The sequence below is a fragment of the Sphingopyxis sp. GW247-27LB genome (assembly GCF_002277025.1).
In the GTDB taxonomy this organism is placed as follows: domain Bacteria; phylum Pseudomonadota; class Alphaproteobacteria; order Sphingomonadales; family Sphingomonadaceae; genus Sphingopyxis.
On record NZ_NIWD01000002.1, the window covers coordinates 581,830 to 594,989 of the forward strand.

Sequence of the window (13,160 nt, forward strand, 5' to 3'; positions counted from 1 at the left end):
CAAGAAAAAGGCCGGCCCGCGGGGTGCGGACCGGCCTTTGGAAGGATCAGCGGTGTGGAAAGCTCAGAAGAGCTTGGTCACCGTCGCCGTGCGGCGTTCTTCTTCGATCTCGCCGGTGTAGAGGCTCGCCATCGGCTCGTCGCTGACGACGTGGATTTCGTCCGCGCCGAAGCCGTTGAACTTGGTGCGCATCGCGCAGCCATAGGCGCCCAGCATCCCGATTTCGATGAAATCGCCCGCCTTGATGTCGGCGGGAAGGAAGAAGGGGCCCGCCATATGGTCGAGATCGTCGCAGGTCGGGCCATAGAAGCTGAACGGCAGCATCTCGGCGTCGCTCTCTCCGTCGCGCAGCAGCGTGACGGGGAAGCGCCAGCCGACATGCGCGGCGTCGAACAGCGCCCCGTAAGCGCCGTCGTTGATATAGAGTTCCTCGCCGCGGCGCTTTTCGACGCGGACGATCAGCGAGCTGTATTCGGCGGACAGCGCGCGACCGGGCTCGCACCACAGTTCGGCCGAATAGCTGATCGGCAGGCTTTCGAAGCTGCGGTGGATCGTGTCGAAATAGGCGTCGAGCGGCGGGGGCTCCATGCCGGGATAGGACGATGGGAAACCGCCGCCGACATCGACGATGTCGACCGTCACCGACGCCGCGACGATCGCGGCGCGGACGCGTTCCATCGCCTGCGCATAGGCGTGCGGGGTCATCGCCTGGCTGCCGACGTGGAAGCAGATGCCGAGCGCATCGGCCGCCTGGCGGGTCGCCATCAGCAGTTCGGCGACCTCGTCGGGCTCGGCGCCGAACTTGGCGGCGAGGCTGAGCTTCGAATGGTCGGACGAAACGCGCAGGCGCACGAGCAGATTCAGATCCTGCGCGCCCTCGGTCGCGCGGACGATCTTCTGAAGTTCGTCCATCGTGTCGAGCGAGAAGGTGCGGACCCCATGCTTCCAATAGGCTTCGGAAATCGCTTCCTCGGCCTTCACCGGATGCATGAAGCAGAGTGTCGCCCCCGGCAGGGTGCGCGCCACCAGCCGCACCTCGGCGATCGAGGCGACGTCATAATGGGTGACACCCGAATCCCACAGCACGCGCAGCAGGTCGGGCGACGGATTCGCCTTGACCGCATACATGGTCGTGCCGGGAAATCGCTCGATGAAGAAACGCGCTGCGCGCCGCGCGGCGTGCGGGCGGACAAGCGTAACAGGTTCGATCGGCGAAAGTGCCTGAATCAGCCCGTGGGCGCTATGATGCTGGTGCAACTCAAGGGACCCCCAAAAATAACGTTAAACACAAAGGCTGCCTTGCGGTTATTGGAAGTCCCCCTGGGGCAGCGAGGGGCGCATATATGGTGGGGGGTCCCCCCTGTAAAGACCCTTTGCGCGCCTTCCTCGCATCGCTTTCGGCCGTCAGGAAGGGGCCTTTGCCGCGCTTTGCGCCGAATTTGCCGCCGTTCAGTCGATATCGTCCCACGTCAGCCGGCGCGAAAAGACCGGGTAGCTTTTGGGCGAGTCGACGAACCGGATGCGGGTGCGCTCCTGCATCTGGTTGCCGCGGCACCATTTGCAGCCATCCTCGGAAAAGCCGGTCGCGATCAGCGTGATCGCACGCCGGCGATTGGGAAAGAAGTTCCGTCGCATCGCCCGGCGCAATTCGTTGGACAGCTTGAACCCCAAAGCCGTCCGGTCACGCAGGCCGTGGCGCTTGGTCGCTCCGAAAGCGGGCACGATGACGAAGTTCGCCTTGCCGTTGCGCTCGGCGGGAAGAATGTCCGCCGCGACCAGGTCATTCTCGGTTATTTCGCCCCGGATCAGCTTCTCCCCCGCTGCGTCGGTCAGCGGCCAGGCCGTTGCGAAGGCGACATAATCGCGCTGGGCCGGGTCATAGAGCCCCACGCCCATTACGGGGTTGGCCAGATACATGCGGGTGATTTCATCGCCCAGCGGCGCCGCGCCGCCGTAGATTTCCTCGTGCAGGCCGGTTCGCAATCGCTCGAGCTGTTCGATGGAAAAGCTGTTGTGCACCTCGAGGTCGCCGAAATCGAGCGGCGGGAAGCAATCCGTCTCTTCGGGGTGATGGAGCGATCGCGAGGCCAGCGCTGCGACCGCCAGAAAGGCAACGACCAGCGCCGCCACGGCCCAATCGGGCAAGGACGCCGCGGCGCCAAGCCATTTCAGCAGTTGGTCGACGATCTTGCCGATCAGTAACGGCATGACCAGCAGCAGGATCTTCAACGCTATTGGCTGACGCCGATACCAGTCGACCGAATTCAGCCACCATTTCGTCAAACGGCTCTCGCTCATCCCCCTGTCTCCCCCACCGTCAGCTATGGGGGAAAGCGGGCGATCAACTCAATCGCATTTTGAAGTCTTCGTAACCGAAACGGCGAATTTCTTTCAGCTCGTCGCTCTCGCTGTCCCACAGCCAGATCGACGGCAGCGGGACGCCGTTGAAGGTGTTGGTCTTGACCATCGAATAATGCGCCTGGTCGAGGAAGGCGAAGCGCTGGCCGACGCGGGCGCCGCCGGGCAGGCGATAGTCGCCGATCACGTCGCCCGCGAGGCAGGAGGGGCCGCCGAGGCGGGTCGCGGCGCCGCTGTCCTCCTCGCCCAGCATCGCGGGGCGATAGGGCGCCTCGATCACGTCGGGCATGTGGCAGGTCGCGCTGATGTCGGTGATGCCGATGGGCATGCCGTTGTCGAACAGGTCGAGGATCTCGCCGACGAGGATGCCCGCGTCGAGCGCCGCGGCCTCGCCGGGCTCGATCATCACCTCGCAGCCGGTCGCGGCGCGCACCTGCTTCAGGAAGGCGATCAGATCGGCGACCTGATAATCGGCGCGGGTGACATGGTGGCCGCCGCCGAAGTTGATCCACTTGAGCTGGCCGAAGAAGGGGCGCAGCATCGGCTGCACGGCCGCCCAGGTGCGCGCGAGCGGCGGGAAGTCCTGCTCGCACAGGCTGTGCATATGAATGCCGTCGACGCCCTCCATATGCTCGGGCAGCAATTGGGTGACGGGAAAGCCGAGGCGGCTGCACGGCGCCGCGGGGTCGTATTTCGGGGTTTCGCCCTCGCTGTGCATCGGGTTGATGCGCAGGCCGATATCGAACGTCTCGCTCTGCGCGCGGAGGTCGTCGAGCAGCGGGCGGAAGCGGGCGATCTGGCCGGGCGAATTGAAGATTAGATGGTCGGAGAGCCCCGCGATCTCGGGCAGGTCGGCTTCCTTGTAGCCCGCGCAATAGGTCGCGACTTCCTTGTCGCCGTTCGGGCCGCCATATTCCTCGCGGCCAAGCTTCGCCTCATAGAGACCCGAAGCGCAGACGCCGTCGAGATAGTCCGTTACTGTCGGCCCGAGCGACCACATCGAAAAAGCCTTGAGCGCCGCGAGCACGCGCGCACCCGACGCATCGCCGATTCCGCGCAGCACCGACAGGTTAGCGCGGACCTTGGCCGCGTCGACGACGAAGGCGGGGGAGGGGACGCGGCTCAGGTCGAAGCGGGCGAAGGCTCCGGGGTCGCCGGCTCTGGTTTCCATGATCTCGTAATCCTGTCAGGCCGCGATCGGCCCCTTGAAGATGAAGAAGGCGCCCGCCGCGATCAAGGCGAAGCCGATCAGATGATTCACCGTCAGCTTTTCGCCGAGCCAGAAGACCGCGAAGCCCGCGAAAACGAGCAAGGTAATCACTTCCTGCATCGTCTTCAATTCGGCGGTCGAATAGACGGCGTGGCCGATGCGGTTCGCGGGCACCGCGAGGCAATATTCGAAGAAGGCGATGCCCCACGCCATGACGATCGCCAGCCACATCGGCCGCGAGAGATCGCCGAGATGGCCGTACCAGGCGAAGGTCATGAAGATGTTCGAGACGAAAAGCAGGCCGATCGGCAGGAGATAGGCGGTCATCGATAGTCCCTCGCCATCCATGTTCTCCGGCGAAAGCCGGAGTCCAGCGCGTCAGAACGCAAGGCTTGCGCCTCCCATCCCCGGGTTCCGGCTTTCGCCGGAACACACACCACGCACAGTTTGACTTAGAAATCCAGCGGTGCGTCGAGCTCCTTCACCTGCCACGGCAGGCCATGCCTCATCAGCATGTCCATGAAGGGGTCGGGGTCCATCTGCTCGATGTTGAACACGCCCTTGCCGTTCCAGGCGCCGGTCACCATCATCGCGGTGCCGATCATCGCGGGGACGCCGGTCGTATAGCTGACGGCCTGGTTGCCGGTCTCGGCATAGGCGTCCTCGTGATCGCAGATATTGTAGAGATAGAGCGTCTTTTCCTTGCCGTCCTTGCCGAGGCCGGTGGCGATGACGCCGATGTTGGTCTTGCCCTTGGTCGTCTCGCCGAGGCTCGACGGTTCGGGGAGCACGGCCTTCAGGAACTGGAGCGGGATGATCTCGCGGCCTTCGTAGATGACGGGGTCGATCCGCGTCATGCCGACGTTCTGGAGCACGGTGAGGTGCTGGATATAGGCGTCGCCGAAGGTCATCCAGAACCGGATGCGCTTGATCTCGGGCAGGTGCGTCTTCAGGCTTTCGATCTCCTCATGATACATGAGGTACATGTTCTTCGGGCCGACCTCCTCGAAGTCGAAGCTCTGCTTCACCGACATGGCGGGGGTCTCGACCCAGTCGCCATTCTCCCAGTGACGCGCGACCGCGGTGACCTCGCGGATGTTGATTTCGGGGTTGAAGTTGGTCGCGAAATGCTGGCCGTGATCGCCGCCGTTGCAGTCGAGAATGTCGAGCGTGTCGATGCGATCGAAATGATGCTTCTTCAGCCAGGTCGCGAACACGCTCGTCACGCCGGGGTCAAAGCCCGATCCGAGCAGCGCCATCAACCCCGCCTCCTTGAAGCGATCGTGATAGGCCCACTGCCAGTGATATTCGAACTTCGCCTCGTCGCGCGGCTCGTAATTCGCGGTGTCGATATAATGCGCGCCGGTCGACAGGCACGCCTCCATGATCGTCAGGTCCTGATAGGGCAGCGCAAGGTTGACGACATGCGTCGCGCCGATCGAGCGGATCAGCGCCGCGGTCGCGTCGATATGGTCGGCGTCGACCTCGGCGGTCTGGATCGTGACGCCGGTACGTTCCTTCACCGATTCGGCGATCGCGTCGCACTTGAACTTGCGGCGGCTCGCGAGCGTGATGTCGGGAAAGATGTCGGGGTTCATCGCCATCTTGTGCACCGCGACCGAACCGACGCCGCCTGCGCCGATCACCAGAACCTTGCTCATCGTGAAAATCTCCTGTCCGCGAACCTATGCGGCTTGCCTTGTATGCGCCGCCCTATAGGACGAAGCCATGACACAGCAAAGCCCCGATCCCCTGCGCGATCCGGCGCGCGCGCCGACCCTCGCGGGGGTCGAACGCGCCGCGGCGAAAGTCGCTGCATTGCTCCCGCCGACGCCGCTGCTGCCGCTCGAGATCGACGGCACCACCATCTGGTGCAAGGCCGAGTGCCTGCAGCCGGTCGGCGCGTTCAAGATCCGCGGCGCGTGGCACCGGCTGACCGACCTGACGCCCGAACAGGCGGCTGCGGGCGTCATCGGCGTGTCGAGCGGCAACCATGCGCAGGGCGTCGCCTGGGCGGCAAGGCGGCTCGGGATCAGGGCGACGATCGTGATGCCGAGCAACGCGCCGCGGATGAAGCTCGACGCGACCCGCGCGCTCGGGGCCGAGGTCGTGCTTTACGACCGCGTCAATGAATCGCGCGACGCGGTCGCAGCGAAGCTGCTCGAAGAGCGCGGCGGCACCCTCGTGCACGCCTATGGCGATCCCTGGATCATCGAGGGGCAGGGGACGGCGGGGATCGAGGCGCGCGCGCAGATGGAGGCGCGCGGGGTCGACGGACCCGACACAGTCGTCGCCTGTTGCGGCGGCGGCGGCCTGTCGGCAGGGCTCGCGCTCGCGTGCCCCGATGCCGAAGTCGTCGCGATCGAGCCCGAGGGGTGGGACGATGTCACCCGCAGCCTCGAAGCCGGGACGATCCTGACGGTCGAGGATCTCGCCTATCCGACCGAATGCGACGCGCTGCAGACGCCGCAGACCTGGCCGATCAACTTCGCGGTGCTGCAGGCGCGCGGGGTGCGCGGGGTCGCGGTGACGCGCGACGAGGTGCGCCACGCGATGCGCGTCGCGTTCGAGAAACTGCACCTCGTCGTCGAGCCCGGCGGCGCTGCGGCGCTCGCGGCGCTGCTCGCGGGCAAGGTGGCGCCGGGCCGCGCGACGCTCGTCACGCTTTCGGGGGGCAATGTCGATCCGCGGCATTATGCGGAGATACTGGCGGGATAGGGAAACTTATCCCGGCGCACGCGTTCTGGACGATGGAAGGAGACGCATGATGAAAACGAGCATGATCCTTGCGGCCTCGACGGCGCTGGTGCTGCTGGCCGGCTGCGAGAAGGCGGAAGCCCCCGCGCCGTCCGAAACCACGACCACGACGACCGAAGTGCCGGTCGAATCGGTGCCCGACGAGACGGCGGCCGACCCCGAGGCTGATCCGGCGACCGCGCCGCACCGCTTCGCGAGTTGGGCGGGCAAATGGACCGGGGTCGAGGGCATGTATGTCACCATCACCCCGACCGAACCCGAGCGCTATTCGCTGGAGATGCAGTCCGATCTCGACACCAAGGGCACCTATGTCGGGCGCGACAGCGAGCATGGGATCCAGTTCGAACGCAGCGGCGAGCGCTTGTCGCTCCATCGCGGCAATGGCGAGGATACCGGGCTCAAATATCTCGCCGGCAAGAAGGAATGCCTGATCGTCAAGGAAGGCGAGGGTTATTGCCGCGATTGACGGCGGCGTCTTGGGGGAAGGGGGAATGACAGAGATCGTTGCGGCCGCGCGGCCGGACCATCCGGCGCTGATCGAAACGCTGGCGCAGGCGTTCCAGACCGACCCGGCGCTGTCGTGGATTCTTCCCGACCCTGAGCATCGCGCCAGGGCGCTGCGCGGCCTGTTCCGCGTGCTCGTTCCCGCCGATGCCCGCGCCGGCACCGCGCTGCGCGCCGCTGATGACGAGGCGGCGGCGCTGTGGCGCGCACCGGGGCGGGCGCATAGCGGCGGTCTCGAATTCCTGCGCACCGTCATCCCGCTCGTTGCGACCTTCGGCACCGCCTTGCCGCGTGGATTGAAGGTGCAGGCGAGTATCGACGCGCACCGACCGAAGGGGCGTTTCTGGTATCTCCACTATGTCGGCGTGCGCCCCGGGCATCAGGGCAAGGGACACGGCGGGCGGATCATCCGCGCGCAGACAGCGATAGCCGATGCCGAAGGATTGCCGTGCTGGCTGGAAACCGCGACGGCGGGCAACGTGCCGCTCTACGAACGGCTCGGCTTTTCCATCGCCATGGAATGGGACGTCGCGGGCGGCGGCCCGCATTTCTGGGGGATGATGCGCGAACCCTCGCGAGGATGACTGCGCGGCGAGGCGTGCAATCTGGGGGGTGGAAATCGACCCGGTGGACGCTAGGATCACCTCCATCGATTACCGGGGGGAATCATGCCGCGTTATCACCATATCTTTCTGTTCCTGCTTTCCGTCCTCTGCCTGGCCGCCACGCCCGCGCGCGCCGAATGGCATCAGGCGAGCAGCGCCCATTTTCTGGTCTATGGCGATATCGGCGAAAGCCAGATTCGCACCTATTCGCAGCGGCTCGAACGCTATGACAGCGCGCTGCGCCTGATCACGGGGCAGAAGGAGATCGAGGGCGCGAACCACAATCGCGTCACCGTCTATCTCCTTCCCGGACTCAGCGAACTCCGGAAACTCGCGGGGCCGGGGGCAAAGGATGTCGCGGGCTTCTATGTCCCTTCGTTCGAGGGCTCGCGCGCCTTCATGCCCGAAAAGATGGTCGATAGCGACCTGTCGGCGCAGACGATCATGTTCCACGAATATGCGCACCATATGCTGCTGAGCAGCAGCACCGAATTCTATCCGCGCTGGCTGTCCGAAGGCATGGCCGAATTCTTCATGGTCACGCGTCTCAACAACGACGGCAGCGTCACCGTGGGTCTACCCAACAACGACCGCTCCTATGCGCTGACGGCGTTCAGCCGGATGCGGGCCTCCGAACTGCTCGCCTCCGACATGAACAAGCTGTCGCGTTACGATGTCGGCCAACTCTATGCTTCGGGCTGGCTGCTGACGCACTATCTGCTGCTCGGCGGCGACCGGCCGGGCCAGCTCGTCCGCTATGTCAGCCTTCTCAACAACGGCAAGCCTTGGGAAAAGGCGGCCGAGGAGGCCTTTGGCGATCTCGGCAAGCTCGACCAGGATCTGGAACGTTACCGCCGTACGCGCGGGATGAAGGTGTTCACCGTCCCCGCCGACGAGCTGTCGACCGGAAAGATCGAGGTGAGCGCGCTCGCCCCCGGCGCGGCGGCGATCATGCCCTATCGTATCCGGTCGGCGCGCGGCGTCGACCCGAAGATGGCGGTCGAACTCGTGGCCGACGCCCGGCCCGTCGCCGCGCGCTACCCGAACGACGCTTTCGTCCAGCGGACGATGGCGGAGATCGAGTTCGATGCGAAGAATAACGCCGAATCCGAGGCGGCGGCCGACCGCGCGCTCGCGATCGATCCCAATCTGGCGGTGGCGATGGTTTACAAGGGGCGCGTGATCGCGCGCCGGGCGACCGAAAGCAAGAAGGCCGAGGACTGGGCCGACGCGCGCTCGTGGTTCATCAAGGCGAACCATGCCGATCCCAATTTCGCGCTGCCGCTGGTGCTGTATTACGACAGTTTCGCGCGCGCCGGTGAAAAGCCGAGCAAGGGGGCGGTGACCGCGATCATGCGCGCCATCGTGCTCGTGCCGCAGGCTCCCGAGATTCGGCTGCGTGTCGGCCGCCAGCTGGTGGTGGAAAACGACCTCGCGCTCGCGCGCAAGGTGCTAGCGCCCGTCCTGTTCAGCGCCCATGGCACGACGGACGAATCGGTTTCGGAAATCACCAAGCTGCTCGACGAAAAGGCGGCGCCCGAGACAATTCTCGCGGCGATGGACAAGGCGAAGTGGAACGAGACCGGCGAATAGGCGCCGGCCCTCACGCCGCTTTCTGAAGTTCCAGCTCCAGCCGGTCCCAGATCTCGACCAGCGCCGCGGTGAGGTCGCGCATCATCGCTTCGTCGTGCGTCGGTCCCGGCGTGAAGCGCAGGCGTTCGGTGCCGCGCGGGACGGTCGGGAAATTGATCGGCTGCACATAGACGCCATATTCGGCGAGCAGGATGTCGCTGATCTTCTTCGCACGCACCGGGTCGCCGACCATCAGCGGGACGATATGCGTCGTCGAGTTCATCACCGGCAGCCCCGCGTCGCGGAAGCTCTGCTTGAGATAGGCGGCGGCAGCCTGCTGCGCGTCGCGCTCGACGCTCGACTGCTTGAGGTGGCGCACGCTCGCGAGCACGCCCGCGACGAGCACCGGCGACAGGCTGGTGGTGAAGATGAAGCCGGGCGCGTAGGAGCGGATCACGTCGATGATATTCTTGTCCGCGGCGATATAGCCGCCCATCACGCCGAACGCCTTGCCCAGCGTTCCCTCGATGATGTCGACGCGGTGCGCCGCTTCGTCGCGGTCGGTGATGCCGCCGCCGCGCGGGCCGTACATGCCGACGGCATGAACCTCGTCGCAATAGGTCAGCGCGTTATACTTCTCGGCGAGGTCGCAGATCGGGTGGATCGGCGCGATGTCGCCATCCATCGAATAGACGCTTTCGAAGGCGATCAGCTTCGCGGCCTCGGGATCGTCGGCGGCGAGCAGTTCCTCGAGATGGTCGAGGTCATTGTGCCGCCACACGCGCTTTTCGCAGCCCGAATTGCGGATGCCCGCGATCATCGAGGCGTGGTTGAGCTCGTCCGAATAGATGATGCAGTTCGGCAGCAGCTTGCCCAGCGTGCCGAGCGTCGCCTCGTTCGAGATATAGCCCGAGGTGAAGAGCAGCGCGCCTTCCTTGCCGTGCAGGTCGGCAAGCTCGGCCTCAAGATCGATGTGATAATGGGTGTTGCCCGCAATGTTGCGCGTGCCGCCGGCGCCCGCGCCGACGTCGTGCAGCGCCTCTTCCATCGCCGCGACGACCTTCGGGTGCTGGCCCATCGACAGATAGTCGTTCGAGCACCAGACGGTGATCGGCTTCGGCCCGTTATGCCCCGCAAAGCAGCGCGCATTGGGGAAGGCGCCCTTGTTGCGCAGGATGTCGATGAAGACGCGATACCGGCCTTCCTCGTGAAGGCGGTCGATGGCCCGGGCGAAAATATCGTTGTAGTTCACTATGCAGCCCCGCGGGTTGGTCGGCGTGCGCCGCCCCCTCCGGCGACGATGTTTGGCGGGGCGATAACGCCAAAATCCGCCGAAATCCAGTGCGAACGATTCGCAATGGGTGGGTCAAATTGTCTCAATGCGCCCGATGCCATAGGGCGCGAGCGCCGCGAGCGGCGGCAGCGGATGGACGTCGCTGTGCGTGAAGGCGGCGATGCCGGGCCGCGCCTCGGCGGGCCAGGGCTGGCCTTCGGTCAGATGCGCGATGCGCCGCGCGATGCCCGCCGCGCCGTCGATCAGCGCGACGTGCGGGCCGACGACCGCCTGCAACTCCTCCTGCAGCAGCGGGAAGTGGGTGCAGGCGAGGACGATGACGTCGATCGCGTCGCCCCCGGGCTGGTCGCGCAGCCCCGCGATGGCGTTCCGGACGGCGTCCGGATCGACGGACTGGCCGTGCAATTTCGCTTCCGCTGCGGTGACGAGGCCGGGGCTGCCATGGCGCAGCACCGTCTTGCCGGCGGCGAAGCGCGCGCTCAGATCGTCGACATAGGGCTGGCGCACCGTCGCTTCGGTGCCGAGCACGCCGATGACCCCGGTTTTCGTCCTTTCCGCCGCGGGCTTGATCGCGGGCACCGTGCCGACGATCGGCAGGTCGAGCGCGGCGCGGACGTGCGGAAGCGCGATCGTCGAGGCGGTGTTGCAGGCGATCACCGCAAGCCGCGGCTGATAGCGCTCGACCAGCCGCCCGAGCAGCGCCGGGACGCGCGCGGCGAGTTCCTCGTCGCTCTTCTTGCCATAGGGCAGGCCGGCATAGTCGGCGGCATAAACGATCGGCGCGGTCGGCAGCAGCGCGCGCGTCGGCCCCAATACGGTCAGTCCGCCGAGGCCGCTGTCGAAGAAGAGGATCGGGGCGTCGGGGGAGGGCGTGGTCATCCGCGCCGGTTAGCAGGCGGCGGGGCAGCGCTCAATCCACTCCCGTCGCCCCCGCGAAGGCGGGGGCCGCTTTCGGCCTTGCGCAGCGATGTCGGATAAACCGCAAACGGCCCCCGCTCGCGCGGGGGCGACTTTTGGTCCATTTATCCATTCTGGTGATCATCCGTCTCGAATCCGTTGATTGCATCGCCCAACATCGTCACATTGCAGCCGAACGGAGCAGGGGGTTTCATGACGATATTTTTGCTGATCGCCGCGAGCTACCTGCTCGGTTCGATCCCTTTCGGCATCCTGCTGACGCGCGCCTTCGGGGCAGGCGACCTGCGGCAGATCGGGTCGGGCAACATCGGCGCGACCAACGTGCTGCGCACCGGGCGCAAGAGCCTGGCGGCGGCGACGCTGGTCCTCGACGGCGCCAAGGGCGCGGTCGCGGTGCTGCTCGCGCGGCATTTTCTGCCCGAACTGGGCGATCAGGGCGCGATGATCGCCGGCGCGGCGGCGATGATCGGCCATTGCTACCCCGTCTGGCTCAAGTTCCGCGGGGGCAAGGGCGTGGCGACCATGCTCGGCCTGTCGCTCGCGCTGGCATGGCCGATCGGCGCCATCTTCGCGCTCCTGTGGATCGACGTCGTCGCGCTCATACGCATCTCGTCGCTCGGCGGCATGGCGGGCGCGGTCTCGGCGCCGATCGCGGCGCTGGCGCTCGGCTATCCGGTCTATGCGATCGGGCTGGCGGGGCTCGCCATCGTCGTGCTGTGGCGCCACCGCGAGAATATCGCCCGCCTGCGCGCCGGGACCGAACCGCGCGTCGGGCGCAAGAAGGACGCCGCATGACGCCTGCCGAGCGGCTGGCGCGGCTGCGCCTGATCCGCACGCCGCACGTCGGGCCGGTGAGCTGGCACCAACTGATGCAGCGTTTCGGTTCGGGCGAGGCGGCGCTCGACGCCTTGCCCGACCTCGCGCTGCGCGGCGGCGGGGGCAAGGTGCGGCTCGCTTCCGCCGAGGTCGCCGAACGCGAATTCGCGCGCGTGTCCGACCTCGGCGCGCGGCATGTCTTCTGCGACGAGTCCGACTATTCACCGCTGCTGCGCGAGGTCGAGGGCGCGCCGCCGGTCCTCATCGTACGCGGCGATGCCGCGATGCTGCACCGCCCCTGCGCCGCGATCGTCGGCGCGCGCAACGCGTCGGCCGCAGCCTGCCGCTTCGCGCGGCAGCTCGCCGCGGACCTGGCGGCGAACGGCGTCACGGTCGTCAGCGGCCTCGCGCGCGGGGTCGACACCGCCGCGCATGTCGGCGCGCTCGGCGGGAGCACCGCGGCGGTGATCGCGAGCGGGATCGACGTCGCCTTTCCGACCGGGAACGCCGCGCTGCAGGAAAAGATCGCGACCGACCAACTGCTGATCGCCGAACAGCCGCCGGGAACCGAGCCGCTCGCGCGGCATTTCCCGACGCGCAACCGGATCATCGCCGGGCTCGCGCAGGGAACGGTGGTGATCGAGGCGGCGCCGCGGTCGGGCTCGCTGATCACCGCGCGCCGCGCCGGCGACTATGGGCGCGAGGTGATGGCGGTGCCGGGGTCGCCGATCGACCCGCGCGCGCAGGGCTGCAACCTGCTGATCCGCGAGGGCGCGACGCTGATCCAGACGGTCGAAGACGTTCTGGAGGCGATCGGCCCGATCGACCGGCGTATGGTCCGCGAGCCGGTGCGCTCCTATGGCGCGGCGTCGCCGGTGCTCGATGCCGGCGACGGCGACCGACGCGCTGTCGCCGAACTGCTCGGCCCCACCCCGATCGCGGTCGACGAGCTGGTCCGCCAGTCGGGGCAGCCGTCGGCGACCATCCAGCTCATCCTGCTCGAGCTCGAACTGGCGGGCCGCGTCGAGCGCCACGCGGGGGCCAAGGTTTCTTTGGCTTGATCGCCGCGCGCCAGCCATGACAATCGAAGCGTTCGTCGCGGTTCAGCCACGGTTCAGCGGCTGGT

13 protein-coding genes are annotated in these 13,160 nt (G+C 66.5%); 6 read left to right on the forward strand and 7 right to left on the reverse strand.

All coding sequences use genetic code 11. The annotated features are described in order from the left end of the window. Positions 1–63: 63 nt before the first annotated feature. From CD928_RS02850 to CD928_RS02870, 5 genes are all read right to left on the reverse strand, one after another. Positions 64–1,257, reverse strand: a complete 1,194-nt coding sequence (locus CD928_RS02850; protein ID WP_095384537.1) for a type III PLP-dependent enzyme — start codon at positions 1,255–1,257, stop codon at positions 64–66. 192 nt (positions 1,258–1,449) lie between these two features. Further along, positions 1,450–2,298 (reverse strand): hypothetical protein, encoded by an 849-nt coding sequence (locus CD928_RS02855; RefSeq protein ID WP_095384540.1) that lies wholly within the window; start codon positions 2,296–2,298, stop codon positions 1,450–1,452. Between the two features lie 43 nt (positions 2,299–2,341). Continuing rightward, complete coding sequence (locus CD928_RS02860; RefSeq protein WP_095384542.1) at positions 2,342–3,529, reverse strand: carboxynorspermidine decarboxylase; 1,188 nt, start codon at positions 3,527–3,529, stop codon at positions 2,342–2,344. Positions 3,530–3,544: 15 nt separating this feature from the next. Further along, positions 3,545–3,895 (reverse strand): DMT family protein, encoded by a 351-nt coding sequence (locus tag CD928_RS02865; RefSeq protein ID WP_095385218.1) that lies wholly within the window; start codon positions 3,893–3,895, stop codon positions 3,545–3,547. A 125-nt stretch (positions 3,896–4,020) separates the two neighbouring features. Beyond that, positions 4,021–5,229, reverse strand: coding sequence for a saccharopine dehydrogenase family protein (locus CD928_RS02870; RefSeq protein WP_095384545.1), 1,209 nt, complete (start codon positions 5,227–5,229; stop codon positions 4,021–4,023). Positions 5,230–5,296: 67 nt separating this feature from the next. Between CD928_RS02870 and CD928_RS02875 the strand changes: the two genes are divergently transcribed. The 4 genes from CD928_RS02875 to CD928_RS02890 all read left to right on the forward strand — a co-directional run bounded on the left by CD928_RS02875 (position 5,297) and on the right by CD928_RS02890 (position 9,027). Further along, positions 5,297–6,286 carry a threonine/serine dehydratase gene (locus CD928_RS02875; protein WP_095384547.1) on the forward strand — a complete coding sequence of 330 codons (990 nt, stop codon included), beginning with the start codon at positions 5,297–5,299 and terminating at the stop codon, positions 6,284–6,286. A 49-nt stretch (positions 6,287–6,335) separates the two neighbouring features. Next, positions 6,336–6,791, forward strand: coding sequence for a hypothetical protein (locus CD928_RS02880; protein ID WP_095385220.1), 456 nt, complete (start codon positions 6,336–6,338; stop codon positions 6,789–6,791). Between the two features lie 25 nt (positions 6,792–6,816). Continuing rightward, positions 6,817–7,413, forward strand: coding sequence for a GNAT family N-acetyltransferase (locus CD928_RS02885; RefSeq protein WP_095384550.1), 597 nt, complete (start codon positions 6,817–6,819; stop codon positions 7,411–7,413). Positions 7,414–7,497: 84 nt separating this feature from the next. Next, entirely contained in the window at positions 7,498–9,027 is a 1,530-nt protein-coding gene (locus tag CD928_RS02890) for a DUF1570 domain-containing protein (protein ID WP_095384552.1), read from the forward strand. Between the two features lie 10 nt (positions 9,028–9,037). Here CD928_RS02890 and hemA read toward each other — a convergent pair whose 3' ends face one another. Next, positions 9,038–10,258 carry a 5-aminolevulinate synthase gene (gene hemA, locus CD928_RS02895; protein ID WP_095384555.1) on the reverse strand — a complete coding sequence of 407 codons (1,221 nt, stop codon included), beginning with the start codon at positions 10,256–10,258 and terminating at the stop codon, positions 9,038–9,040. 114 nt (positions 10,259–10,372) lie between these two features. After that, entirely contained in the window at positions 10,373–11,179 is an 807-nt protein-coding gene (gene murI, locus CD928_RS02900) for a glutamate racemase (RefSeq protein ID WP_095384558.1), read from the reverse strand. A gap of 231 nt (positions 11,180–11,410) precedes the next feature. On the opposite strand from murI, the gene plsY reads away from it, so the two are divergent. After that, the gene (gene plsY / locus CD928_RS02905) at positions 11,411–12,013 is read left to right on the forward strand and encodes a glycerol-3-phosphate 1-O-acyltransferase PlsY (protein ID WP_095384561.1); all 603 of its coding nucleotides are present in this window, start codon (positions 11,411–11,413) and stop codon (positions 12,011–12,013) included. Next, positions 12,010–13,095, forward strand: a complete 1,086-nt coding sequence (gene dprA / locus CD928_RS02910; protein WP_095384564.1) for a DNA-processing protein DprA — start codon at positions 12,010–12,012, stop codon at positions 13,093–13,095. Before plsY ends, dprA begins: the two co-directional genes overlap by 4 nt. The last annotated feature ends 65 nt before the right edge of the window (positions 13,096–13,160 follow it).

Coding starts and splice junctions, on each gene's coding strand:
- CD928_RS02855 (WP_095384540.1), bottom strand. CDS start 2,298: ATGAGCGAGAGCCGTTTGACGAAATGGTGGCTGAATTCGGTCGACTGG.
- CD928_RS02860 (WP_095384542.1), bottom strand. CDS start 3,529: ATGGAAACCAGAGCCGGCGACCCCGGAGCCTTCGCCCGCTTCGACCTG.
- CD928_RS02865 (WP_095385218.1), bottom strand. CDS start 3,895: ATGACCGCCTATCTCCTGCCGATCGGCCTGCTTTTCGTCTCGAACATC.
- CD928_RS02870 (WP_095384545.1), bottom strand. CDS start 5,229: ATGAGCAAGGTTCTGGTGATCGGCGCAGGCGGCGTCGGTTCGGTCGCG.
- CD928_RS02875 (WP_095384547.1), top strand. CDS start 5,297: ATGACACAGCAAAGCCCCGATCCCCTGCGCGATCCGGCGCGCGCGCCG.
- CD928_RS02880 (WP_095385220.1), top strand. CDS start 6,336: ATGAAAACGAGCATGATCCTTGCGGCCTCGACGGCGCTGGTGCTGCTG.
- CD928_RS02885 (WP_095384550.1), top strand. CDS start 6,817: ATGACAGAGATCGTTGCGGCCGCGCGGCCGGACCATCCGGCGCTGATC.
- CD928_RS02890 (WP_095384552.1), top strand. CDS start 7,498: ATGCCGCGTTATCACCATATCTTTCTGTTCCTGCTTTCCGTCCTCTGC.
- murI (WP_095384558.1), bottom strand. CDS start 11,179: ATGACCACGCCCTCCCCCGACGCCCCGATCCTCTTCTTCGACAGCGGC.
- plsY (WP_095384561.1), top strand. CDS start 11,411: ATGACGATATTTTTGCTGATCGCCGCGAGCTACCTGCTCGGTTCGATC.
- dprA (WP_095384564.1), top strand. CDS start 12,010: ATGACGCCTGCCGAGCGGCTGGCGCGGCTGCGCCTGATCCGCACGCCG.